The sequence below is a fragment of the Mesorhizobium sp. M1295 genome, from assembly GCF_040318135.1.
Taxonomy (GTDB): Bacteria; Pseudomonadota; Alphaproteobacteria; order Rhizobiales; family Rhizobiaceae; genus Mesorhizobium.
Genome location: NZ_JAMYLU010000027.1, coordinates 14,712 through 35,975 on the forward strand (window position 1 = coordinate 14,712; position 21,264 = coordinate 35,975).

The following is a 21,264-nucleotide window of genomic DNA, read 5'->3' on the forward strand; positions in this document are numbered from 1 at the left end:
CTCTTTTTCGTGCACGCTGTGTGCACAGGGAGGGGTACAAAATGCGAAAACTGACGGATATCGTGTCGTACAAACGGCGAACGTGTGCACGTTTTAAGGCCCTGAAAATACGAGAAAAAGCGTGATAAATCAAGCCCATAGGATTTCCGTTGCGCCTATGATGGACTGGACGGACCGGCACTGCCGGTTCTTCCATCACCAATTGACGCGCGAGGCGCTGCTCTACACTGAGATGGTGGTGGCAGATGCGGTCATCCACGGCGCACGCGAGCGGCTGCTCGGCTTCGACGACAGCGAACATCCGGTGGCGCTGCAGCTCGGCGGCGCCGATCCGGGAAAGCTGGCCGAGGCGGCGCGCATCGGCGAAGCCTTCGGCTATGATGAAATCAACCTCAATGTCGGCTGTCCGTCCGACCGCGTCCAGTCGGGCACGTTCGGCGCCTGCCTGATGAAGACGCCGGTGCTCGTCGCGGATTGCGTCGCTGCGATGAAGGCGGCGGTGAAAATACCGGTTACCGTCAAGTGCCGCATCGGCGTCGACGAGCAGGATCCGGAACCGGCACTCGATGCCTTGGCCGACGGTGTTTTCGCGGCCGGCGCCGACGCGCTGTGGGTGCACGCCCGCAAGGCCTGGCTGGAAGGTCTGAGCCCAAAAGAAAATCGCGACGTCCCACCGCTCGACTATGGCCGCGTATATCGGCTGAAAGCCAGAAAACAAAACAAATTCATCGGCATCAATGGCGGCATTCAATCTCTTGCAGAGGCGCTGAGGCATCTCGACCATGTCGATGGCGCTATGCTCGGCCGCGCCGCCTATCACACGCCCGGGATACTGACCGGCATCGATGCCGCGTTTTACGGCGGCACGGCTGAGCCGTTCGATTTTGCCGCGCTGATCGATGCCATGGCGGATTACGCGGCACGCCATATCGAGCAGGGTGGACGCCTCGGGCATGTCACCCGGCACATGGTCGGGCTGTTTCACGGCCTGCCCGGTGCACGCCGCTATCGGCAGATCCTTTCCACCGAGGCGACAAAGCCGGGTGCCGGACCGCAGGTGCTCAAGGCGGCTTTCGCAGAAGTCGATTTCGGCAGGACCGCAGAGGCGGCCTGAGGAAAGAAGTTAATCCCGCAAAATCATGCGATCGCCACGGACGTCGAAGCCCGATAGCGAGCCGATGAAATTCATGCCGAGCAGGCTCTGGCCGAGCGTGCCGGGTGCGGCGATCATGATGGGCATGTCCTTGCGCACGATGCCGCCGATCGACAGCTCATCGGTTTTTACGGCGGCGGCGCGTGTCATGCCGTTGGCGGTAGAGATCGGTATGGTGAAGCGGAGAGCCGCCGAATTGAACCCGACCGCCAGTGCGTCCTCGGCGGTCAGCACGGTGCTGGTCGCGCCGGTATCGACAACCGTCAGGATCGGCGTCCCGTTGATCGTGACACGCGCTTCGAAATGGCCGTTGCCGGCCTTGTCCAGGGTGACGGTGGCATGGCCTTCGTCCACGCCCAGTGCCAGCGGACTGCCGGGAACAAAGCCGGCGGTGACGCGGCTGGCGAAATCCTGCAACTCATAGCGGTACTGATAGCCGGCGATCAGCGCCAGCACGATGGCACCCCAGGCGCCGAGGCTGCGGGCCATGGTGCCTAACGGCCTGCCCGATCTGAGCAGGCCGGCGCCGACGAGCGCCGCTAAAGCGCCAAGCCAGATCAGCTGGCTGAAATCGTAATTCTCAATGCCGAACGTGCTGCCGGCGGAATCGTTGAGCATGAGCAGGAGCACACCCGCCCCGATCGCGACGATCAGAATCCACAACAGTCGGTTCATCTCTGCGGCCGGTTCACGAGAGGGCGTCGCGTTCGCGTGCCATGCGGCTGCGACGGGTTTCCCGGCGGGGGCGTCGCTCGACCGTTTCCAGCCTTGCCGGCAGCTCGGCCATGACGCTGCGGCGGGTTTGCGGGGTCATGTCGATCCAGGCGGCGATTTCCTCGCGCGTGCGCCCGCAACCGAAACAGAAACCGGTTTTCATGTCGATCGAGCAGACCAGGATGCACGGGGATTCAATGGCCGTCATGAGGATTTCCTTGGCTAGCCTCCACATGGTGCAACGACAAAGTCAATGCAAGCCCTCCGGGGTGCGCCGCCAACAAGTGCTTTCGCGTCAATACCGCCAAGTTACGCCGAGGTTGTGCCGGCTGGCCAAGGCGGCTATGCCGCTCACCAATTCACAGGGACGATCGCCATCGACATGACCAGCGCGCTGCCTTTCGACGATTTTCGCGACCTTCTGGTGAGCCTGCCGCCGGCAGATATGGCGGCCAACGCCCGCGTGCGCCAGTTGTTTGCCAAGGCAGACAAGCCCAAAGGCTCGCTCGGCCGCATCGAGGACGTCGCCGCCTGGCTCGCCGGCTGGAGCGGCCGCGCGCCACCGGCGGTGACGCGGCCATTGGTGGCGCTCTTTGCCGGCAATCATGGCGTCACCCGCCACGGCATTTCGCCGCGCCCCGCCGCCGCCACGGCAAATGCGGTCGAGCTCTGCGCCGCCGGCGGTGCAGCGATCAACCAGATCTGCATCGCCAACGATCTCGGCTTGAAGGTGTTCGATCTGGCTCTGCACATTCCAACAGCCGACATCACCGAGGACGCGGCACTGGACGAGCGCGGTTGCGCCGCCACCATGGCCTTCGGCATGGAAGCGATTGCCGGCGGCACCGACCTGCTTTGCCTTGGCGACCTCGGCGTCGGCAATTCGACTGTCGCCGCGGCTCTTTGCGCGGCGCTGTTCGGCGGCACCGGCGCCGACTGGGTCGGCCCTGGATCGGGGGCCAACGCAGCGATGCAGAGGCGCAAGGCGGAGGTGGTCGATGCCGCGATGGCGTTTCACGGCGCGAGCCTCAAGGATCCGCTGGAAGCGCTTCGCCGGGTCGGTGGACGGGAATTCGCAGCGATCTGCGGCGCCATTCTGGCGGCGCGGATGCAGAAGATCCCGGTGCTGCTCGATGGGTTTGCGGTGACCGCGGCCGCTGCCGCCCTATATGCCGCCAACCCCGCCGCGCTCGATCATTGTCTCCTCGCAAGCCTATCGCCGGAGCCGGGCCATGCCAAGGCCGCCGAGCGCCTCGGCCTTCGCGCGCTGCTCGATCTGGGCGTCAGCCAGGGCGAGGGGGTAGGGGCGGCTCTTGCCGCTGGACTGGTCAAGGCGGCCGCGCTGACCAGCTCCGGCATGGCAGCCGCGGTCCGCGGTTAAGCATTCAGCGCCGGCGCGAAGCAACCGCCTTGGTCGGCAGCGCCGGCAGTTCCTCCATCACCCGGCTCAGCGGGAAGATGGCGATCGCCTCGGTGCCTTCGCGTAGCCTGGAATGGAGCTGGAATTCGCCGCCATGCATGGCCAGCAGGCCCTGCACGATCGGCAGGCCAAGCCCGGTGCCCTGCTCGGCGCTCTTGATGGCGATCGAGCCCTGGCCGAAGGCCGAGAGTACGATCGGGATCTCGTCTTCCGGTATGCCCGGCCCATTGTCCTTGACGGAGAGATATTGCCCGCCGCCCGCCGTCCAGCCGACGCGCACGCGGATTTCGCCGCCGGTGGCGGTGAACTTGATGGCATTGGACAAGAGGTTGAGCGCAATCTGCCGCACCGCGCGTTCGTCGGCGAACAGGCGCGGCAAGGCGTTTTCGAAATCCTGGACGATGCGGATGTCCTTGTTGCGCGCCTTCAGCTCCATCATGTGGCAGCAATCCTCGACGACGGAGAGCAGCATCATCGGCTCCTCATTGAGCTGGTAGCGACCCGCTTCGATGCGCGACAAGTCGAGGATTTCGTTGATCAGGTCGAGCAGATGCTGTCCGGAGTCATGCACGTCGCGGGCATAGTCGCGATAGGTCGGGTTGCTCATCGGGCCGAGCACCTCGTTGGCCATCACTTCGGAAAAGCCGAGAATGGCGTTGAGCGGCGTGCGCAGTTCGTGACTCATCGAGGCCAGGAAACGTGATTTCGCCAGATTTGCGTCTTCCGCCCGCCGCCGTGCCTCGTCCGACATCGATTTCGCCGTCTCCAGTTCGGCGATCAGCGCGTCCTTTTCGGAGCGGAACGACAGCAGCATCAGCGAGGAACGATTGAGCTGGCGCGCCACATAGGCGAAGAAAGGCAGCGAAGCGATCAGCAAACCTGCCATGATCACCTCGACGGGCAGCCATAGTTTCGCACTGGCATAGGCATAGATGGCGACCGGGAGGGCGAAGGTCGCCAACAGCGCACCGCGCAGGGACGATGCCAGGATCGCGGTTGCCGACATGGCGAGCAGCAGCACCACCGCCTTGGCGACCTGGAACTGATCGATTTGGCAAGTTTCGCAGCCGAGCCATGCGAACCAGGCCCAGCCAAGCCCGCAAAGAAAATGGCCGATCAGGAAATCCCTATGCGTTTCCAGCGGGTTGAGCTCGGACGCCTGAGTGACGCGTCTCGCCATGAATGCAACGATGGTGTAGCAGATGAATGTGAACAGCGCCCAGACGCCGATCTCCTTGCCGACGCCCGCGAGCAAGCCTGCGGCGGCAGTTGCCAGAACGAGCAGCGGGACGACGATCACGCCGCCGGTCATCGACAGCGCGTGGAGCTTCAACAGCTCGCGGTCGAAGTCGGGATTTCCGGCTTGCTGCGAAAGACGGTCGCGCGTCTTGCGGACCGCGCGCGCGACATCGCTGTTGCGATGGCGTTTCCTGCGGTCCACAATAAACTTGTCCGCCGTGGTCGAGCGTTGCAGGGGCATGAAGTCTTCAATTTACGCGGGCAGCAATTTCAAATCGTTAAGCTACGTTCGAATGATTAACCAACGGTTTGCCATATGAGCCGTTCGTGGTCGCGATGGCCGCGCCAGCGATACTATGCGCCGCGCCCGCGAAGCCGGTGGCGCAGGCTGATGGACTATGGGCTGACGCTCATCGTGCTTGGCCTGCTGATCCTCCTGGCGGCGCGCCTCGACCGGGTGGAGACGCGCAAGGCGGAGGGCGCCGCGCTCGTCAATGACGGCGATAGCATCACCCTCGGCAGCGAGCGTGTCCGCATGCGCGGCATCGACGCGCCGGAATATTCGCAGATCTGCCGCAAGGACGGTGCCGACTATCCCTGCGGCAAGCTCGCGCGGCAGTCCCTGGTGCGGTTGATTGCCGGCAAAGCGGTTTCCTGCAGCGGCTGGCAGCGCGACCGTTACGGCAGGCTGCTCGGCGATTGCAAGGTCGGCGGCAAGGATCTCAACCGCGCTCAGGTCGAGGCCGGCTGGGCGGTCGCCTTTGGCGACTTCGAGACCGAGGAAGCCGCTGCGCGCGCAGGCAAGGCCGGCATCTGGGCCGGAACTTTCGACGAGCCGAAGAACTGGCGCGAGAGCCACGGGCACGAGCTGGTCGAAAGAAAACACGGGACCTTGGCGTCGATCGGCGACGCCCTGCGGGAGATTTTTCGCTTCTGGTGAGCTGCGCCTATAATTCGTCGTACGGACGAGGAGGATAGAGATGAAGCTGTTCGACGGCGGGCGCGCGCCCAATCCACGTCGGGTTCGGATTTTCCTGGCTGAAAAGGGAGTTGAAGTTCCGCTGGTGCCGGTCGACATGGGTGCGCTGGAGCACAAAGAGCAGCCGGTCAGCTCGCGCAATCCGCTGAAGCGTCTGCCGGTGCTCGAACTCGACGATGGCACCATCATCACCGAGTCCGTCGCAATCTGCCGTTACTTCGAGGAACTGCACCCCGAGCCGGCTTTGTTCGGGCGTGGTGCGCTGGGCAAGGCAATCGTCGAGATGTGGCAAAGGCGCGTGGAGTTCAATCTGTTCGGCTGCGTCTCCGCGGCGTTCCGGCATATCCATCCCGCAATGAGGGAATGGGAGATCCCGCAAATCCCCGAATGGGGCGAGGCCAACAAGCCGAAGGCGATCGAATTCCTGAGATTTCTGGACACTGAGCTCGCCGGCAGGGAATTCGTCGCCGGCGATACCTATTCGATCGCCGACATCACCGGGCTGGTCGCCATCGACTTCATGAAGCCGGCTCGCATCAAGGTACCCGAAGAGTGCACCAACGTGCTGCGCTGGTATCGGGCAATCTCAAGCCGGCCGAGTGCCGCCGCCTGACAATGAGTTCCGAATGAGCGAAGAGTTGGAAGCCTTGGCAGCGAGGGTACGCGCCTGCCGCATCTGCGTCGATAAGCCGGCCGGCAGGCCATTGCCGCACCAGCCGCGTCCGGTGCTCAGGCCATCTTCGAGCGCCCGCATCCTGATCGCCAGCCAGGCGCCGGGTACCAAGGTCCACGTGTCAGGCATGCCGTTCACCGACGCCTCCGGCGACCGGCTGCGAAGCTGGCTCGGCGTCGGCAGCGAGGAATTCTATGACACGGACAAGTTTGCCATTGTGCCGATGGGCTTTTGCTTTCCGGGTCAGGACGCCAAGGGCGCCGACCTGCCGCCGCGCCGCGAATGTGCGCCGGCCTGGCGCGTATCGCTGATGGCGCTGATGCCGCAAGTCGATCTGGTGCTGACGATCGGCATCTACGCGCAAAGCTGGCATATGGGCGCGGCGCGCCGTCCCTCGCTGACAGAAACAGTCTTGGACTGGCGCGCCATCTGGGCGGCACCGACTGACCCGAAAGTCCTGCCGCTGCCGCACCCGTCCTGGCGCAACACCGGCTGGCTGAAGCGCAATCCATGGTTTGAAATGGATTTGCTGCCATTTCTAAGATCGGAAATCCGCTATCGCATCGGCTAGGCATTCAGCAAGAAATCACTCGCTTTCGCGCTATCCGACAGAATTTCTTTCTTGTAAAAGGCCATGACAAGAGGGAATATGGTAATCTATTCCTCGAAGCGCGTAGCGCATGAGGGGACGCGCTTTAAATTCTTGTTTTTATGCATATCGTTGTGCCAAAGCCGCTGCGCACTTTGGACGACTTGCATCAGGGGGAGCACCCAATGGACCGCCTCGATAGAAAAATCCTCCGCCTCCTGCAGGAGGATGCGACGCTTGCGGTCGCCGACGTCGCCAAGAAGGTCGGCCTGTCGACGACGCCGTGCTGGCGGCGCATCCAGAAGCTCGAGGAAGAGGGCGTCATCAAGCGGCGCGTCGCCATCCTCGACCATGAAAAGGTCAATGTGCGGGTCACGGTGTTTGTGTCGATCCGCACCAATTCGCACAGCCATGAATGGCTGCGGCGCTTTTCGGAGGTCATCCAGGAATTTCCCGAAGTGGTCGAATTCTACCGCATGAGCGGCGATGTCGACTATCTCTTGCGCGTCGTGGTGCCCGACATCGCCGCCTACGACGCCTTCTACAAGCGGCTGATCGCCAAGATCGAGATCCGCGACGTGTCGTCTTCCTTCGCCATGGAGCAGATCAAATACACCACCGAGATGCCGCTGGATTACATGGTGCTCGACAAGGAGTCCGGCGCCAACGCCGCTTGAGATTCTTCTGCTTAGTTCTTCTTTTTGTTGAGGAAAGTCCAGGGCGAGTTGACCGGCAGCGTGATCGTGTCCGGCACGGTGTCGACGTTGACCACCTCGGCCTTGCGCACAGTGTAGCCCGACTGGATGACACTGACGCCGTCAAGGATGAAAAGCTGGCTCTTCTCCATGCCTGGCTCTAGTGCGCCAGTTATCGAAACCGGCTGGTAGGCCTCGGACATCCGGTAGGGTTGCGCAGGCGTAACGAGGACGATCTGGTTGGGCGGCGGCGTCGGCATATGGCTGCAGGCCCCTGTCCAGGGCACCAGCAGGAATTGATAGACGAGATCACCGTCGCGATCGACCGGCAGTGCGTAGCCCGCGAGCTGCACGGTCTGGTCCTGCAAATCGTGAGAGAGCGTTTCGCCATGATCCGGCATTTTGGCCGCGATCATTGGCAGTCCGACGCTTTCGGCGGCTGCCTGGGTCGCTGGGCGCAGATCCTTCCAGAAAATGTGCATGGTCCCAGCGGAAGCGCTTGCCGCGATGGCGGACGCCAACAAGGCAGTCGCCAAGACCGCGCCTGATTTAAAACGGTTGCTCATCGCTGCTCCGCTGTTGAGCCTTGATCTGCGGACATCAAGTAAAGCTGCCGCTGTCCACTGGTCAACGCTCAAGCCGCATCACATGCCGGCGCGAGCCGGCTATGCCAATCTCGCGAAAGCCACGGGCGACGAACATGCCGCGAAACCCCATGAAGCTGTAGCTCGGCGAAGCATCGTCGACCGGATAGGCTTCGATCATCCTGGCGCCTTTGGCAACGGCGTGATCGATGGCCGCGTCGAGCAATGCGCTTGCCAGCCCGCCACCGCGCAGCGCTCTCGGTACATAGAAGCAGACGATCGACCAGATGCCCATCTCGCTATCGTCCTGCTGCCGCGACAGCCTGCGGTAGGTCTCGCGCGGCGCGACCGAGCACCAGGCGACGGTCCGGCCATCGATCTGGGCGACAATGCCGACCGGCGTGCCAGCCTCGATCAGCGCCATCATCGCGCGTTTCTTCTCGTCGTTCTCGACATGCTCGCGGCGGTCGAGGTTGCGCCAGGCCATGCACCAGCAATATTTCGGCCCGCCGGGTTGCTCGAACAGGTTTTCGAAATCAGCGCGCGTCGATTGCGTCACCTCCGTGAAGCGCACTTTGCTCAGGTCAAGCTTTTCTGGCGGCGAGCCGTTCGAGCGTCTTGGCATCGGAAAGTTCCTTCACGGCGTCCTTGCCGATCCAGCGCGCAGTCCTTGTCTGTCGAGGCCGCTAGTTTTTGCGCCAGGGCAAGGGCAGGGCCGTGCAAATTCATCGATCGTTTGCCGATCGAACGAAGCGCCCAGTTCACCGCCTTCTTCACAAAATTGCGGCCGTCGGTCGCATGCGCTTCGATGATCGACAGGAATTCGAGGAAGGTCGCCTCGGGTTCCTTCTTCCGGTGGACCACCGACCAAGCCATCATCGCAAACGCCGTGCGCCGAACGAATTCCCGTTCGTCGACCGCGAATTCGGCGATCAGTTCCCTCCAGCAATCCGTATCGACAAAGAGATCGGAGACCCCGTCGACGATATCCCACGAGTCGAAAGTCGCCGCCCATCGTCTTGCATCCGCGGCGGAGAACCGCTCTGGATCGGCGGTCACGGAGGCGATGAACTGCGCCTCCATGATGCCTGTCTGCCAAAGCTCGAAGGCACGGTCATGGTTGCGCTTGATCTTCTTGGCAATCTGCCGCTGCACGCCATGCGAGATACCGAGCGCACGTTCGATCTTGATGCCGTAGCGCAGCATGCCAAGGCGATTTTCCTCCGAGGCGATCGAGCGCAGATGAGCGACGATTTCGTCGGCGCTGGATTGAGGCGAAAGCTCGGCCACGGTGAAATCCTATTTCTCCAGCCGCGCCAGCAGCGAGGACGTGTCCCAGCGCTTGCCGCCCATCGCCTGCACGTCCTTGTAAAACTGGTCGACAAGTGCCGTCACCGGCAGTTTGGCGCCGTTGCGGTCGGCCTCGGCGAGGCAGATGCCAAGATCCTTGCGCATCCAGTCGACGGCGAAGCCGAAATCATATTTGCCGGCATTCATCGTCTTGTGGCGGTTCTCCATCTGCCAGGAACCGGCCGCGCCCTTGGAAATCACCTCGATCACCTTTTCGATGTCGAGCCCGGCCTGCTTGCCGAAATGGATACCTTCGGCCAGTCCCTGAACGAGGCCGGCGATGCAGATCTGGTTGATCATCTTGGTGAGCTGGCCAGCCCCTGCCGGTCCCATCAACCCGACCATGCGGGCATAAGCATCTATGACCGGCTTGGCCCTGTCGAAGGCGTCTGGCTCGCCGCCGACCATCACGGTCAGCACGCCGTTCTCAGCGCCTGCCTGACCGCCGGAGACCGGAGCGTCGAGGGACGAAAACCCGAGCGCTTGCGCCTGCTGCGCCAGTTCGCGCGCGACCTCGGCCGATGCCGTGGTGTTGTCGACGAAGATGGCGCCCTTCTTCACTGAATTGAAGGCGCCTCCGGCGCCGGTCGTCACCGAGCGCAGATCGTCGTCATTGCCGACGCAGGAAAAAACGAAGTCCTTGCCCTCGGCCGCCTCTGCCGGCGTCACGGCGAAGCTGCCGCCATGCTGGGCAACCCACTGCTCGGCCTTGGCCCTGGTGCGGTTGTAGACAGTGACGTCGTGACCGCCCTTGTTCTTGAGATGCCCGGCCATCGGATAACCCATGACGCCAAGACCGAGAAATGCCACCGAAGCCATGTTTTCGAATCCCTTAGAAACCTGCTTTGCGGCCTTCTTATCGGATCAGGCAAGGGGATGGGAGTCAGCGGTGCAGATGGATGGTGATACGCCGTTCGATCCACTCGACGCCGTGGCGCAATGTTTCGACGATGACCAGATAGATGATCGCCGCCCAGATATACGACTGAAAGTCGAAGGTGCGCGCATAAGTGAGCCGGGTGATGCCCATCAAATCGTAGACCGTGATGATGGCGACGATTGCCGAGCCCTTGATCATCAGGATGATCTCGTTGCCATAAGGGCGCAGCGCCACAATCAGCGCCTGCGGCAGGATGATTTTCCACATCGTCTGCAGTTTGTGCAGGCCGAGCGAGGCGGCACCTTCCCATTGGCCCCTTGGCACGCTCTCGATCGCGCCACGCAAAATCTCGGCCTGGTAGGCGGCCGTATTCAGCGAAAAGGCGAAGATCGCGCAGTTGAACGCTTCGCGGAAGAAGCCCCACAGGCCGACCATCTCGAGCTCCGGTCGGAAGGAGCCGACCCCGTAGTAGACCAGGAAGGTCTGCGCCAACAGCGGCGTGCCGCGAAAGAAATAGACATAGGCATAGGCGAACCCCGAAAGGATCGGATTGTTCGACATACGTGCATAGGCGATCGGCACCGACAGGATCGCACCAAGCACAATCGAGATGGCAACCAGCAGCAGGGTGATGCCAAGGCCGGATATGTAGCCGGGTGCATATTTCTGGAAGAACTCCGGGTTCCACGCAGTGACCAGGTAGACGACCACGCCAATGCCGAGAGCGATCCACAGGCCGACCAGGACATGGCCGAGGATGCGTTGGCGCGACCAGCCGCGTGCGGGCGGCGGCGGCCGGTCAACCTTCAGCGTGTCGGTGGCCAGGCTCATCTCTTGACCTCGCTGCCGCCAACCGCTCGTTCGATCGCATTGATGCCGAAGGAGGAGACGATCGCTAGCAGGAGATAGATCAGGCCGGCAAAACCGTAAAACAGGAAGGCGTGCTTGGTGACGCGAGCGGCAACCCCGCTCTGCCGGAGGATCTCGTTGAGGCCGACGGCCGAGACGAGCGCGGTGTCCTTGAGCAGGATCAGCCAAAGATTGGCAAGTCCGGGCAATGCGATGCGGATTAACTGCGGCAGTACGATCAGCCGCATCGTCTGGCCGCTGGACAGGCCAACCGAATAGCCTCCCTCATATTGCCCTTTTGGAATCGCGCGGAAGGCGGATAAAAACACCTCGCTGGAATAAGAGGAGAAGATGAAGCACAGCGCGATCATCCCGGCGACGAAGCTGTTGACGTCGGCCGATGTCCCGGGGCTCACCAGCCGGACAATGTATTGCAGGATTAATGGGATGCCGAAGAAGATCAGAAACAGCGTGAGCAGCTCGGGTATTCCGCGAAAGATCGTGGTGTAGATGTTCCCGGCCAGTCTCAGCGACGGCTCTTCCGACTGTTTGGCCAGCGCCACGAAAAAGCCGAGCGTCAGCCCGAAGGGCAGCGTGGCCAGCGCAAGACATACTGTGACAAACACACCCGCGGCGATGTCGTCGAGCCAGCCTTCGGGTCCCCAACTGAGAAGCGTCAGTGCGCTCTGCATCCGCCTGCCTGTTCTCCTTAAGGCTCGTTGAGACCCGTACCGCATCACCCCTCGTGCGCGGCATCCTTATAAGAACGGCGCGGAATCTCCCGCCGTTCACGTTGTCCTATGTCGGTCGATCAGGACTCGCCGCCGTAAACGTCATATTTGAAGTATTTGTCGTTGATTTCCTTGTACTTTCCGTTTGCGCGGATCGCGTCGATCGCCGCATTGAACTGGTTGACCAGGTCGGTCTCGCCTTTGCGCACGGCAATGCCGGCGCCCGGACCGTGGATTTCGATGACGGGCTTGATTGTGCCGACCAGCTTGCAGCAGGCGCCGTCCGGCGAATCCAGCCATTGCTGCAGCACGACGATGTCGTCATTGGCGGCATCGAGCCGGCCATTGGCCAGATCGAGCTGGTATTCCTGCGCGGTCGGATACGGCTTGACGGTGCTGTCGGTGTAAGTCTTGGTCGAATAGTTGAAATGCGTGGTGGATGCCTGCACGCCGATCGTCTTGCCGGCCAAATCTTCCTTGGTGACACCCTTGATATCAGTGTCCTTAGGCGCGGCGATTGCCGGCGGCGTATTGTAATATTTGTGGGTGAAGTCGACCTTCTCGGCTCGTTCCGGGGTGATCGACATAGACGCGACAATGGCGTCGAACTTGCCTGCCTGAAGGGCTGGAATGATGCCGTCCCAGTCCTGCGCGACAAAAGTGCACTTCACCTTCATCTCGTCGCACAGTGCCTTGGCGATATCGATATCGAAGCCCACGAGCTGGCCGTCGGCGGTGAGGTTGTTGAATGGCGGATACGCTCCTTCGGTGCCGATCCTCAAGGTTTTTTCCTGGGCCTGGGCAACGCCAAGCGTCAGCAGCGCAGCCGATGCGGCGAGCGCGATACGCAGTGCAATACGCATAATGGTCCTCTCTGTTGGTCCCGGCCGTCGTTCCCGAACGGCTCTGTGGGCGGTGCTTTTGACCGCCCGCTGGCGCGATACTCCCATTCTTTCCCAAGAAAAAGCAACTGCAAAACCGCCGCTTGAGGGAAGGTCATGTTCAGAAAACGGTGACGCTGGGTCAAACGCCTAAATGGAGAGAAAGTGGCGGGAAGCTCCCCGCGGCCGCGATCTCAGCGCGTCAGGCCGGTGGCGCGCTCGATGAAGTCGGCTATCGAATTCGCATCGTCGAGATCAAAGACCGGCAGGTCTTCCCCCACAATGGCGAAATCGGAGGCGATGGCGATAATGTGTGGATCGCCTGCCGAGAGCGGTGTCCGGTCCTTGGCCTCGAGCCGTCGCGTCTCGATTTTCTTGTGCGCCTCGCGCTTGTAGCCCTCGACCAGCACAATATCGGAGGGTGCCAGCCGTGACAGGATCGCGTCCAGCGTCGGCTCGTCCTCGCCGCGCAATTCGTGCATCAGCGCCCAGCGCCTGCCCGACACGATCGCCACCTCCATCGCTCCCGCCTGGCGGTGGCGAAAGCTGTCCGCTCCAGGTTTGTCGATGTCGAAATCATGATGGGCGTGTTTTACCGTCGACACTTTCCAGCCGCGCCGAACGAGTTCGGCTACCAGCTTTTCGGTCAATGTCGTCTTGCCGGAGTTCTTCCAGCCAGTGATGCCGAAGATACGTCTGTTCATGGCTCGATGCTCTGCAACAGATGCGCGGCCCGGGCAAGGTCGTCGGGAGTGTTGATGTTGAAGAAGGGATCGATCTCGGACCCTTCGGATTTCAGGATGGGAAAATCCACCTCGACAAAACCGTGCCGGTCGATGAACGCCGAAACGCGCCGGTTGTCTTCCTCGACGAGAAATTGGCGCAAGGCCTGGTCGAGCCCCAGCGGCCAGAGCGCAAACGTCGGATGCCGTTTGCCGCCGGAACAGGCAACGGCGATCGAGCCCGGGCGTGCATAGGCTGCCGCGAGCAGCCGCTCGACCATATCCTTGGGCAGGAAAGGCGTATCGCCTGCAGCCGTGACCAGCGCCTGGCAAGTGGTGTCGGAAGCCCATTCGAGGCCGGTCAGGATCCCGGCAAGCGGCCCGGCATAACCCTTGACGGTGTCGGCAAGCACGGGAAGCCCCGTCGCGGCAAACCGTGCCCGATCGCCATTGGCGTTGAGCGCCAGCGGGCCGACCTGCGGGCCAAGGCGCGAAACGACACGGTCGAGCAGGGTCCCATCGCCAAGCGCAAGCAGCGTCTTGTCGCCGCCGCCCATCCGGCTCGACCGGCCGCCGGCCAGAATGATCCCTGCGATATCTCGGCCCATCGTTTGCTGCTAGACCCTATGACCAAAATCAAGTTTTCAAATCAGACGGTCGTCAACGGTCGCGCCTATATGCCGTCCGGCGCCATGTCCGGTCCAGCGCTTTCGGCAGCTGTCTGTCGCCGGCCGACGATCCGTTCGCGGTAGAGCGCATAGAGGCCTGAGGCGATGATGATCGTGGCACCGACGATCATCGGCAGATCGGGGACATCGCCGAAGATCGTGAAGCCAAGCAGGATCGACCAGAGCAGGGCGGTGTAGCGGAACGGCGCGATGAAGGAGATATCGCCCACCCGCATCGCCATGATGATGAACTGGTAGCCAATGAGCACGAGCACCGCCGCCAGCGCCAGGAATGCCGTGCTTTTTCCCGTCATCGGCGTCCAACCGCCCATCGGCGAAAGCAATGCTGCGCCCAGAACGGTCATGGCAAGAGCGGTGGCGGTCGACACCAGCAATGTCGGAATTGCCTGCGGAATCCGCTTGGTGGCGAGGTCGCGCACCGCGCAGCATGCCACGCTAGCCAGTGCCAGCAGAGAAAACATGCTGAACCCTTCGAAGCCCGGCCGCACAATGATCAGCACGCCGGCAAAACCGACGGCAATGGCCAGCCAGCGCCGCCAGCCGACGCCCTCGTTGAACACAAGCGCGGCGCCCATCGTCACAGCCAGCGGCAGCGCCTGCAGCACGGCGGACACATTGGCGATCGGAAGATGTGCCAGAGCAACCAGGAACGACACCGTGGCGCCGGCCTCGCTGGCGACGCGCAGCGCAACTGTCGGCTGCAGCATCGAGCCAGGCCGGGCAAGCGCGCCGCGTTGCCACGCAAGCAGGGCAACGAAAAGCGAAGCGAAGGCGCCGCGGATCAGCATGACCTGCGCCATGTTCATCGATTCCGACGAGAATTTGGTGATTGCATCGTTGAGGGTGAAACCAATCATGGCCACCATCATGAACAACGCGCCGCGCAGATTTGGCGAAAGAGGCAAGGCGATTACCGGGTGAGTCCTGCAGCAAGCGTCTAGCAGGCACCCGCAAAACAGCAACGTCAAAGGGCTGGGCCACAGCCTTTCTGTGGCCCGTGACATCTACTCGCAAGAGCGGCAGGCTTATTTGCGCGTCAGCACCTCGGTGCCGTTGCCTTCCTTGCCGGCAATCGTCCACAGGCCATGCAGCGAGCCGTCTTCCTGCACCTTGTAGACGACAAGGCCAACCGCCTTGCCCATGACATAGCCGGCGGAGAAGGCATCGTCGTTGCGCATGCAGATGCCGTCCGAGGACGAGCCGCCTGTCTCCCAATGGATCGTGCAGGTAGTCTCGCTGGTCAGCGTAATCGTCGCGTCGCCACCATAGGACGATCCATCGAAGTTGGTGCCGGCCACGGCATAGGTGCCGCCGATCGACTGGGCCGCCGCGGGCAGGGCCGCGAAGCTGAGCAATGCAACAGAAAGAATGAGTTTGTGCATATCGTATTCCCCCACTGGGCGAAGAACCGCTCCAGAGCAGAGGCTAGGCCCGAACGGGCTTGCGGTAAATCCGGTAACCGTTTGCGGACAAGACCTTTTCTGGGTGTGATCCCGAAATGTGCCGTTCCAAAGATGGGTTCGGAGGGCAAATCGATCACACTGCGGCTCGAGGAAAATTTTTCGACGAGATCAAATTTGCTCGGCAAGATTCACCAAATTGGTCATTGTAGGCTTCTGATCTTGTCTGGGGAGGTGGTCCATGATGAATGCACGAGGCAATGCGGACATGCTTGGCACAGGCAGCAGGCGGCACGTTTCGTCGGCTTCCCGGTTCTCTTCTGCACTGGCGGTTATCCTCATGGCGATGGCGCCTGCCTTCGCCGAGAACGGCGCTTCGGCGTCGGCAGTCGAACGGATGTCCACGCCGGGTCACGAAGCGGATGAACTCGCTCGCCGCGTTGGGAAATGGTCCGTCGTCAACACGATCTGGCCAACGCCCGGCGCCCAGCCGATTGTGATGACCGGGCTGGTGGCCGAGCGTACGATGATCGGCCCCTTCATGCAGGAGGTGATGCGACCGGCGCCCGGATCGAAAATCCCAGACTTCCAGCGGATAGCCTATTTGAGCTATGACCGGGTGGAGGGCCGCTGGAAGTATGTCTCGATGGATACCCGTTTCCCGGCAGGGATCATGCCCGCCTGGAGTTTTGGTGGCGAGGAGGACGGCAAGATTTCTGTGCTTTTCGAGCCGCTTGGTTTCGTCGGCTTCGGGCCCGAGGTCGAAGGGCGATTCACTGCCTCCGATTTCGTCATTTCCAGGGACGGCGACAATCACGAAGTGGCCGAGCAGCATTTCCTCCAGGCCAATGGCAGCGGCAAGAAATGGCTTGCCGTACGATACGACTACACGCGTCAACCGTGACTCGTTAGTAAAAACAACGGGTTGCGAATATGTTCCGAGGTCGCCGGATGCTCACGGTCCCCTGAGGCTGCCGGCGATCGCTCCGATAAGCGGGTCGTATTTCGATTTCAAGGCTGGCGGATAGTCGATCCAGACCGTACGGATGACACCGTCTTTTCCGAACAGGCGGCGTTCGTAGAAGATGTTCTCGCCTTTGATGCCCGACAGCACCGCCCAGTCCTTGCCGGTCTTGCTGTAGGTAATCTTGTAGCCAGGTTCCTTGCTGCCCCTCTGGGCGGAGACGAAGGCTGTCGGAGTTTCATCATCGATATTGAGGATGCCTGAACAGATCAGGCTGGCGCCATCAGCGGTGAGCCATTGTTGTCCATCGCCATTGTCCGGCTCAGGCTGGCGAAGAGTGAAGATCTCATCCGGAAAGGTGCAGACGGTACCGAAGCGCTCGTTCGTATAGGTGAGTGGCGCGGCAACTGCCATGGTCCCCGCCATCACTCCGAAAAACGTCGGGATTGCAAAAAGCCGCTGCATGAGCCTTGCCTCGAAGCCGATGCCAAGGCGATTATTCTTGCACGAAATCGGTGAAAAATCAGCCGCCGGTGACGCTCATATGCCGCGACACCGATGGGCGGTTGGTGCGGCGATCAATGATGAAGTCGTGGCCTTTCGGCTTGCGGCCGATTGCTTCGTCGATGGCGTCGGCGACCAGCTCGTTGCCTTCGGACGCACGCAGTGGTGCGCGCAGGTCGGCTGCATCTTCCTGGCCGAGGCACATGTAAAGCGTGCCGGTGCAGGTCAGCCGGACCCGGTTGCAGCTTTCGCAGAAATTATGCGTCATCGGCGTGATGAAGCCGAGCCGCCCGCCGGTCTCGGCGACGTGGACATAGCGGGCCGGGCCACCGGTCTTATAGGGAATATCGCTCAGCGTGAACTGGCGCTCGAGTGCTGCGCGCAGCAGCGACAGCGGCAAATACTGGTCGGTGCGGTCGGCGTCGATCTCGCCCATCGGCATTGTTTCGATGACCGTCAGATCCATGCCGCGGCCATGCGCCCAGCGCAGCATTTCCGGCAATTCGGCATCATTGAAGTCCTTCAAGGCCACCGCATTGAGTTTTACCTTCAGCCCCGCCGCCTGCGCCGCGTCGATGCCGTCCATGACCTTATCCAGATTGCCCCAGCGGGTGATCTGGCGGAATTTGTCGGCATCGAGGGTGTCGAGCGAGACGTTGATGCGTTTGACGCCGCAGTCGGCGAGCTCGGCGGCAAAGCGTGAAAGCTGCGATCCGTTGGTGGTCAGCGTCAGCTCTTCCAGCGCACCGCTCTCGAGATGCCGCGAAAGCTGGCGCACCAGATGCATGATGTTCTTGCGCACCAGCGGCTCACCGCCGGTGAGGCGGAGCTTGCGCACGCCCTTTTCGATGAAGACCGTGCAAAGCCGGTCGAGCTCTTCCAGCGACAGCAGGTCCTTCTTGGGCAGGAACGTCATGTCCTCGGCCATGCAATAGGTGCAGCGGAAATCGCAGCGGTCGGTGACCGACACGCGCAGGTAGGTGATCGTGCGACCGAAAGGATCGATCATATCCATGCTTATGCGCTTCCCGTGGCCGTGAACGGCTTCGTTATATATGGCTATGTGATGCGAGCCAACTTGCCATTCAAGATAGAAGCTCGCGATCTGCGGTAACATCCCGACGCCGACAGATCATGTCGGAAGTTCTGAAACGGCCTTTTCCCTCAACGCGAAGCGGCGTAGGGAAGGCTGTCTTCCGCAGGATCCACCAGCATGACAGCGCCAAAGGAACTCAGGGTCTCGAAGGACCGCAAGCTGCTTTCCGTCACCTTTCCGGGCCATCAGCCGTTCGAATTGCCAGCCGAGCTGCTGCGTGTTGCCTCGCCGTCGGCCGAGGTGCAGGGCCATTCGCCCGAACAGCGCGTCACCGTTCCCGGCAAGCGCAATGTAGCGATCCTTAAGATCGAGCCGGTCGGCAACTATGCCGTGCGCATCACCTTCGACGATTTCCACGACACCGGCATCTTCACCTGGAATTACCTGCATACGCTGGGTCATGAGAAGGATGCACGCTGGGCCGCCTATCTCGCCGAGCTGGAAGAGAAGGGGCTGAGCCGCGACCGCTGACTGATTTCGCGGGACGCTCCGGTCAACGCAGCATCGCCAGTATCTCGCTGGTGTCGTGATAAAACGGCGTGCCTTCGATCAGCCGGTCATCCTTGAAGCGCAAGACTTCGGCAAACGGCTGCTTGATGGTTGCACCATTGGCCCGCGATGTCAGCGAAAGCGTGCAGCTCATGAACACCATGTCATCGTTTTGGGCGACCTGGAGGTCCTCCACCGCCACGTCGCTCCAGATTTCCCGCATCTTGCGGAAAAGGGCGCCAACGCCGTCGAGGCCGTTCCAGTCACCGGCATAGGGCAGGGAGCGAGGCTCATGCACGACAATCTCGACATGAAATGCGCTGGCAAGCATATCGAGGCTCTCCGAGCCTGATTGCAGGAAACGCATTTCAACATTGAACATGTTTTCAATAAGTTCCATGGCGGTGCGTCGCCGGCCGAGCGGTTTCTCCATTTTTGACCTCCGTTTCTATCAGCACGAAAGCGGTTTGCGCTTGTTCGCGGTCCCTCGACACCCGTTTCCTGATGACGGACAAACGGGCATCGTGTCGTGAAAATGTCATGCGTCTGGAGTAGCGCCGGCAAAGGTTGGAGACGAAAACATGTCCATGATCACCAGCGTCGAACAGCTCGAAGCGCTCTATGGCCTGCCCGGCGAGGCGTCGGTGGTCAAGGAACTCGACCAGCTGATTCCTGAATACGCTGCTTTCATCGAAGCTTCGCCGTTTGCTGCGCTCGCAACCTGCGGGCCTGAAGGGCTGGACTGCTCGCCGCGCGGCGATCTCGCCGGCTTCGTCCGCATCCACGATCCGAAAACGCTGATGATGCCGGACCGGCGCGGTAACAACCGTGCCGATTCGCTAAGGAACATCCTTCGCGATCCGCGCGTCGCGCTTCTGTTCCTGGTGCCGGGTTCCGGCACGACGCTGCGCGTCAATGGACGCGCCCACATCACCACCGATCCCGCGCTCTGCGCCTCGTTCGCAGTCGAGGGCAAGCCGGCGCGCTCGGTGACGGTCGTCGAGGTCGATGTGGTCTATTTCCAGTGCGCCCGCGCCATCCACCGGTCGGAACTGTGGAATCCGGCAAGGCATGTCGACCCAAGATCGCTGCCGACCGCCGGCCAAATCCTGGAAATCACCAGCCGCAAGAACATCGACGGCGAGGTCTACGACAGGGAATGGCCGGAGCGCGCGAAAAAATCGATGTGGTGAAGAAATTTGGTGGTGAGGGAATTTGGTGGTGAAGCACTGGGCCGTCAGGCGGTCTTCAACACCTCGGCAATCTTGCGCATCTGTTCGCCGATCATGTCGCATTGTTCCGGCGTCGACTGGCTCATCGCCTTTTCGATCAGCGTCATGTGGACCTTCAGGGCCTGCATCAGCAGTGCTTCGCCTGCCTCAGTCAACGTCAGCCGCAGCACGCGCTTGTCCTTCTCGTCGCTCTCGCGGCGCAGTAGGCCGCGGGTCTCCAACTGCGGCAAAAGCATGGTGATGTTGGAGCGGCCGACCAGCAGGCGGCGAGCGAGGTCGTGCTGCGACATGCCGGGATGGCGGTAGAGGTTCATCAGCACGTCCAGCTGCGCCGGCTTCAGGTCGAGCGGCGCCAGCTTCACCGCCAAGGTGCGTTCCACCACGTGGCAGGCGCGCGCCACCGCAACCCAGTTGCGAAAACGCGGGTTGTCCCAGGGCAGGTCTTGCTTAATGTTCATGTTTGAACTATTATGTTCATGCTTGAACCAATGGATGGATCGCCACTATGGCATCATTTGGACTGAAGGTCATCCGCGGCACGTTCGGCGTGGCCGAGCATGTGGCGCCGCGACTCACCGGGCGCGCTGCATTCGAGCTGTTCTGCCGCACGCCGCACGAAAAGAGCTTGAGCCATGGTGAGCGCCGCGCAATCGATCGCGCCGCCGATTTCATGACCGAAGCGCGCCATCACCGGCTAAAGACCAGAACCGGCTGCGTCATGGTGCATGAATTCCGGCCCGAGCCGGGCAGGGCGGCTGCAGGCACCGTGCTCGTCATCCATGGCTGGCGTTCGCGTACCGAATACATGCGCACATTGATCGAAGCCTATCGCGATGCCGGCTACAAGGTGGTCTCGCTCGATTTGCCGGGCCACGGCCAGTCGCAGGGCCGCCGGCTGACCCTTGTCAGTGCGGTCGATGCAGCACGGGTTGCCGGCGAATGGTTCGGCCCATTTGCCGCCATCGCCGGCCATTCCTTTGGTGGTGCCGTCGCCGCCAATGCCGTCGCCGGTTCAATCAGAAATATCCCGCCGTTGACGGCCGGGCGGCTGGTGCTAATCGCTGCGCCGAGCTCGCTTCCTGCGATCTTTGCCGATTTCAGCCGCATGCTGAATGTCGGCTCGCGCTCGCAGGTCGCCATGGCCGACCGGGTCGAGCGCATCGCCGGCCGGCCGCTGCACGAATTCACCGGTGACCGCCAACTGGCAAGCGCGCCGCTGCCGACGCTGGTGATCCACGCGCCGGACGACCGCGAAGTGTCCGCCGATCATGCAAGGCTCTACGCGCGTGCCGGCGACCATGTGCGGCTGTACTGGGCCGACGGGCTCGGCCACCGCCGCATTCTCGCGGACAAGGGTGTGGTGGAGCGCGCCGTTGGCTTCGTTGCCGGCAGGCTGGAGCCGTCTCTGCAGTGACCTGAATGTCTGTTCTT

At 61.9% G+C, this 21,264-nt stretch carries 26 protein-coding genes and 2 pseudogenes; 10 read left to right on the forward strand and 18 right to left on the reverse strand.

Translation table 11 applies throughout. The features are described 5' to 3' along the window. The first annotated feature begins 121 nt into the window (after nt 1–121). A complete protein-coding gene (dusA, locus tag NKH29_RS27575; protein WP_352883426.1) occupies nt 122–1,114 on the forward strand; it encodes a tRNA dihydrouridine(20/20a) synthase DusA in 993 nt (330 codons plus the stop codon). Between the two features lie 9 nt (nt 1,115–1,123). Here the strand turns inward: dusA and NKH29_RS27580 are convergent, their stop codons facing one another. Next, the gene (locus tag NKH29_RS27580) at nt 1,124–1,828 is read right to left on the reverse strand and encodes a TIGR02281 family clan AA aspartic protease (protein ID WP_352482604.1); all 705 of its coding nucleotides are present in this window, start codon (nt 1,826–1,828) and stop codon (nt 1,124–1,126) included. 13 nt (nt 1,829–1,841) lie between these two features. Further along, nucleotides 1,842–2,075: a DUF1289 domain-containing protein gene (locus NKH29_RS27585; RefSeq protein ID WP_031193575.1), complete on the reverse strand. Its 234-nt coding sequence runs from the start codon at nt 2,073–2,075 to the stop codon at nt 1,842–1,844. A gap of 174 nt (nt 2,076–2,249) precedes the next feature. Here NKH29_RS27585 and NKH29_RS27590 point away from each other — a divergent pair, with 174 nt between their 5' ends. After that, complete coding sequence (locus tag NKH29_RS27590) at nt 2,250–3,248, forward strand: nicotinate-nucleotide--dimethylbenzimidazole phosphoribosyltransferase (RefSeq protein WP_352482679.1); 999 nt, start codon at nt 2,250–2,252, stop codon at nt 3,246–3,248. A 4-nt stretch (nt 3,249–3,252) separates the two neighbouring features. Here NKH29_RS27590 and NKH29_RS27595 read toward each other — a convergent pair whose 3' ends face one another. Further along, entirely contained in the window at nt 3,253–4,767 is a 1,515-nt protein-coding gene (locus NKH29_RS27595; RefSeq protein ID WP_023717647.1) for a sensor histidine kinase, read from the reverse strand. 75 nt (nt 4,768–4,842) lie between these two features. Here NKH29_RS27595 and NKH29_RS27600 point away from each other — a divergent pair, with 75 nt between their 5' ends. The 4 genes and pseudogenes from NKH29_RS27600 (at nt 4,843) to NKH29_RS27615 (ending at nt 7,444) form a co-directional block, all read left to right on the forward strand. Then, nucleotides 4,843–5,466 carry a thermonuclease family protein gene (locus tag NKH29_RS27600; protein WP_352847905.1) on the forward strand — a complete coding sequence of 208 codons (624 nt, stop codon included), beginning with the start codon at nt 4,843–4,845 and terminating at the stop codon, nt 5,464–5,466. 40 nt (nt 5,467–5,506) lie between these two features. Then, a complete protein-coding gene (locus tag NKH29_RS27605) occupies nt 5,507–6,118 on the forward strand; it encodes a glutathione S-transferase (RefSeq protein ID WP_023717645.1) in 612 nt (203 codons plus the stop codon). Next, nucleotides 6,058–6,749 (forward strand): annotated as a pseudogene (locus NKH29_RS27610) (uracil-DNA glycosylase family protein). The gene NKH29_RS27605 and the pseudogene NKH29_RS27610 overlap by 61 nt, the downstream one beginning before the upstream one ends. Nucleotides 6,750–6,952: 203 nt before the next feature. Then, nucleotides 6,953–7,444 (forward strand): Lrp/AsnC family transcriptional regulator, encoded by a 492-nt coding sequence (locus tag NKH29_RS27615; RefSeq protein WP_006333679.1) that lies wholly within the window; start codon nt 6,953–6,955, stop codon nt 7,442–7,444. Nucleotides 7,445–7,455: 11 nt separating this feature from the next. On the opposite strand, the gene NKH29_RS27620 is transcribed toward NKH29_RS27615, so the two are convergent. The 11 genes and pseudogenes from NKH29_RS27620 to NKH29_RS27670 all read right to left on the reverse strand — a co-directional run bounded on the left by NKH29_RS27620 (nt 7,456) and on the right by NKH29_RS27670 (nt 15,530). Continuing rightward, complete coding sequence (locus NKH29_RS27620) at nt 7,456–8,028, reverse strand: DUF3299 domain-containing protein (RefSeq protein WP_023717643.1); 573 nt, start codon at nt 8,026–8,028, stop codon at nt 7,456–7,458. Between the two features lie 61 nt (nt 8,029–8,089). Then, the gene (locus tag NKH29_RS27625; protein ID WP_353001036.1) at nt 8,090–8,671 is read right to left on the reverse strand and encodes a GNAT family N-acetyltransferase; all 582 of its coding nucleotides are present in this window, start codon (nt 8,669–8,671) and stop codon (nt 8,090–8,092) included. Continuing rightward, nucleotides 8,631–9,327, reverse strand: a pseudogene (locus NKH29_RS27630) (DNA alkylation repair protein); the annotation flags it as partial. The gene NKH29_RS27625 and the pseudogene NKH29_RS27630, both read right to left, overlap by 41 nt. Nucleotides 9,328–9,345: 18 nt before the next feature. Further along, on the reverse strand, nt 9,346–10,215 hold the full coding sequence (locus NKH29_RS27635) for an NAD(P)-dependent oxidoreductase (RefSeq protein WP_023717640.1): 870 nt from the start codon (nt 10,213–10,215) through the stop codon (nt 9,346–9,348). Nucleotides 10,216–10,279: 64 nt separating this feature from the next. Then, nucleotides 10,280–11,107, reverse strand: coding sequence for an ABC transporter permease (locus tag NKH29_RS27640; RefSeq protein ID WP_023717639.1), 828 nt, complete (start codon nt 11,105–11,107; stop codon nt 10,280–10,282). Then, nucleotides 11,104–11,817 (reverse strand): ABC transporter permease, encoded by a 714-nt coding sequence (locus tag NKH29_RS27645; protein WP_023675013.1) that lies wholly within the window; start codon nt 11,815–11,817, stop codon nt 11,104–11,106. The genes NKH29_RS27640 and NKH29_RS27645 overlap by 4 nt, the downstream gene beginning before the upstream one ends. Nucleotides 11,818–11,936: 119 nt before the next feature. Further along, complete coding sequence (locus tag NKH29_RS27650) at nt 11,937–12,719, reverse strand: ABC transporter substrate-binding protein (protein ID WP_023717637.1); 783 nt, start codon at nt 12,717–12,719, stop codon at nt 11,937–11,939. 212 nt (nt 12,720–12,931) lie between these two features. Then, a complete protein-coding gene (gene mobB, locus NKH29_RS27655; RefSeq protein WP_353001037.1) occupies nt 12,932–13,441 on the reverse strand; it encodes a molybdopterin-guanine dinucleotide biosynthesis protein B in 510 nt (169 codons plus the stop codon). Beyond that, nucleotides 13,438–14,067, reverse strand: a complete 630-nt coding sequence (gene mobA / locus NKH29_RS27660) for a molybdenum cofactor guanylyltransferase MobA (RefSeq protein ID WP_353001038.1) — start codon at nt 14,065–14,067, stop codon at nt 13,438–13,440. Before mobA ends, mobB begins: the two co-directional genes overlap by 4 nt. A gap of 65 nt (nt 14,068–14,132) precedes the next feature. Then, on the reverse strand, nt 14,133–15,053 hold the full coding sequence (locus tag NKH29_RS27665; RefSeq protein WP_353001039.1) for a DMT family transporter: 921 nt from the start codon (nt 15,051–15,053) through the stop codon (nt 14,133–14,135). Nucleotides 15,054–15,173: 120 nt separating this feature from the next. Continuing rightward, entirely contained in the window at nt 15,174–15,530 is a 357-nt protein-coding gene (locus tag NKH29_RS27670; RefSeq protein WP_023717633.1) for a hypothetical protein, read from the reverse strand. 259 nt (nt 15,531–15,789) lie between these two features. On the opposite strand from NKH29_RS27670, the gene NKH29_RS27675 reads away from it, so the two are divergent. Then, entirely contained in the window at nt 15,790–16,452 is a 663-nt protein-coding gene (locus NKH29_RS27675) for a DUF1579 family protein (protein WP_353001040.1), read from the forward strand. A 51-nt stretch (nt 16,453–16,503) separates the two neighbouring features. Here the strand turns inward: NKH29_RS27675 and NKH29_RS27680 are convergent, their stop codons facing one another. Then, nucleotides 16,504–16,977, reverse strand: coding sequence for a hypothetical protein (locus tag NKH29_RS27680; RefSeq protein ID WP_023717630.1), 474 nt, complete (start codon nt 16,975–16,977; stop codon nt 16,504–16,506). A 58-nt stretch (nt 16,978–17,035) separates the two neighbouring features. Then, nucleotides 17,036–18,031, reverse strand: coding sequence for a GTP 3',8-cyclase MoaA (moaA, locus tag NKH29_RS27685; RefSeq protein WP_352482597.1), 996 nt, complete (start codon nt 18,029–18,031; stop codon nt 17,036–17,038). Nucleotides 18,032–18,229: 198 nt separating this feature from the next. Here moaA and NKH29_RS27690 point away from each other — a divergent pair, with 198 nt between their 5' ends. Next, the gene (locus NKH29_RS27690; protein ID WP_023717628.1) at nt 18,230–18,583 is read left to right on the forward strand and encodes a gamma-butyrobetaine hydroxylase family protein; all 354 of its coding nucleotides are present in this window, start codon (nt 18,230–18,232) and stop codon (nt 18,581–18,583) included. A 22-nt stretch (nt 18,584–18,605) separates the two neighbouring features. On the opposite strand, the gene NKH29_RS27695 is transcribed toward NKH29_RS27690, so the two are convergent. Beyond that, the gene (locus NKH29_RS27695; RefSeq protein ID WP_352494640.1) at nt 18,606–19,034 is read right to left on the reverse strand and encodes a nuclear transport factor 2 family protein; all 429 of its coding nucleotides are present in this window, start codon (nt 19,032–19,034) and stop codon (nt 18,606–18,608) included. Between the two features lie 148 nt (nt 19,035–19,182). Here NKH29_RS27695 and NKH29_RS27700 point away from each other — a divergent pair, with 148 nt between their 5' ends. Beyond that, nucleotides 19,183–19,794 carry a pyridoxamine 5'-phosphate oxidase family protein gene (locus tag NKH29_RS27700; RefSeq protein ID WP_353001041.1) on the forward strand — a complete coding sequence of 204 codons (612 nt, stop codon included), beginning with the start codon at nt 19,183–19,185 and terminating at the stop codon, nt 19,792–19,794. A 44-nt stretch (nt 19,795–19,838) separates the two neighbouring features. On the opposite strand, the gene NKH29_RS27705 is transcribed toward NKH29_RS27700, so the two are convergent. Beyond that, the gene (locus NKH29_RS27705) at nt 19,839–20,291 is read right to left on the reverse strand and encodes a MarR family winged helix-turn-helix transcriptional regulator (protein ID WP_352494642.1); all 453 of its coding nucleotides are present in this window, start codon (nt 20,289–20,291) and stop codon (nt 19,839–19,841) included. A gap of 47 nt (nt 20,292–20,338) precedes the next feature. Here NKH29_RS27705 and NKH29_RS27710 point away from each other — a divergent pair, with 47 nt between their 5' ends. After that, nucleotides 20,339–21,247: an alpha/beta hydrolase gene (locus NKH29_RS27710; protein ID WP_352482593.1), complete on the forward strand. Its 909-nt coding sequence runs from the start codon at nt 20,339–20,341 to the stop codon at nt 21,245–21,247. Nucleotides 21,248–21,264: the final 17 nt, after the last annotated feature.

Excerpts from the sequence above, each read along its gene's own strand:
- NKH29_RS27635 (WP_023717640.1), bottom strand. The coding sequence starts at position 10,215 with ATGGCTTCGGTGGCATTTCTCGGTCTTGGCGTCATGGGTTATCCGATG.
- NKH29_RS27650 (WP_023717637.1), bottom strand. The coding sequence starts at position 12,719 with ATGCGTATTGCACTGCGTATCGCGCTCGCCGCATCGGCTGCGCTGCTG.
- NKH29_RS27605 (WP_023717645.1), top strand. The coding sequence starts at position 5,507 with ATGAAGCTGTTCGACGGCGGGCGCGCGCCCAATCCACGTCGGGTTCGG.
- NKH29_RS27640 (WP_023717639.1), bottom strand. The coding sequence starts at position 11,107 with ATGAGCCTGGCCACCGACACGCTGAAGGTTGACCGGCCGCCGCCGCCC.
- NKH29_RS27670 (WP_023717633.1), bottom strand. The coding sequence starts at position 15,530 with ATGCACAAACTCATTCTTTCTGTTGCATTGCTCAGCTTCGCGGCCCTG.
- NKH29_RS27580 (WP_352482604.1), bottom strand. The coding sequence starts at position 1,828 with ATGAACCGACTGTTGTGGATTCTGATCGTCGCGATCGGGGCGGGTGTG.
- NKH29_RS27645 (WP_023675013.1), bottom strand. The coding sequence starts at position 11,817 with ATGCAGAGCGCACTGACGCTTCTCAGTTGGGGACCCGAAGGCTGGCTC.
- NKH29_RS27690 (WP_023717628.1), top strand. The coding sequence starts at position 18,230 with ATGACAGCGCCAAAGGAACTCAGGGTCTCGAAGGACCGCAAGCTGCTT.
- mobB (WP_353001037.1), bottom strand. The coding sequence starts at position 13,441 with ATGAACAGACGTATCTTCGGCATCACTGGCTGGAAGAACTCCGGCAAG.
- NKH29_RS27680 (WP_023717630.1), bottom strand. The coding sequence starts at position 16,977 with ATGCAGCGGCTTTTTGCAATCCCGACGTTTTTCGGAGTGATGGCGGGG.
- NKH29_RS27590 (WP_352482679.1), top strand. The coding sequence starts at position 2,250 with ATGACCAGCGCGCTGCCTTTCGACGATTTTCGCGACCTTCTGGTGAGC.
- NKH29_RS27700 (WP_353001041.1), top strand. The coding sequence starts at position 19,183 with ATGTCCATGATCACCAGCGTCGAACAGCTCGAAGCGCTCTATGGCCTG.
- NKH29_RS27705 (WP_352494642.1), bottom strand. The coding sequence starts at position 20,291 with ATGAACATTAAGCAAGACCTGCCCTGGGACAACCCGCGTTTTCGCAAC.
- mobA (WP_353001038.1), bottom strand. The coding sequence starts at position 14,067 with ATGGGCCGAGATATCGCAGGGATCATTCTGGCCGGCGGCCGGTCGAGC.
- moaA (WP_352482597.1), bottom strand. The coding sequence starts at position 18,031 with ATGGATATGATCGATCCTTTCGGTCGCACGATCACCTACCTGCGCGTG.
- NKH29_RS27615 (WP_006333679.1), top strand. The coding sequence starts at position 6,953 with ATGGACCGCCTCGATAGAAAAATCCTCCGCCTCCTGCAGGAGGATGCG.
- NKH29_RS27710 (WP_352482593.1), top strand. The coding sequence starts at position 20,339 with ATGGCATCATTTGGACTGAAGGTCATCCGCGGCACGTTCGGCGTGGCC.
- NKH29_RS27620 (WP_023717643.1), bottom strand. The coding sequence starts at position 8,028 with ATGAGCAACCGTTTTAAATCAGGCGCGGTCTTGGCGACTGCCTTGTTG.
- NKH29_RS27585 (WP_031193575.1), bottom strand. The coding sequence starts at position 2,075 with ATGACGGCCATTGAATCCCCGTGCATCCTGGTCTGCTCGATCGACATG.
- NKH29_RS27695 (WP_352494640.1), bottom strand. The coding sequence starts at position 19,034 with ATGGAGAAACCGCTCGGCCGGCGACGCACCGCCATGGAACTTATTGAA.
- NKH29_RS27595 (WP_023717647.1), bottom strand. The coding sequence starts at position 4,767 with ATGCCCCTGCAACGCTCGACCACGGCGGACAAGTTTATTGTGGACCGC.
- NKH29_RS27675 (WP_353001040.1), top strand. The coding sequence starts at position 15,790 with ATGATGAATGCACGAGGCAATGCGGACATGCTTGGCACAGGCAGCAGG.
- NKH29_RS27600 (WP_352847905.1), top strand. The coding sequence starts at position 4,843 with ATGAGCCGTTCGTGGTCGCGATGGCCGCGCCAGCGATACTATGCGCCG.
- NKH29_RS27625 (WP_353001036.1), bottom strand. The coding sequence starts at position 8,671 with ATGCCAAGACGCTCGAACGGCTCGCCGCCAGAAAAGCTTGACCTGAGC.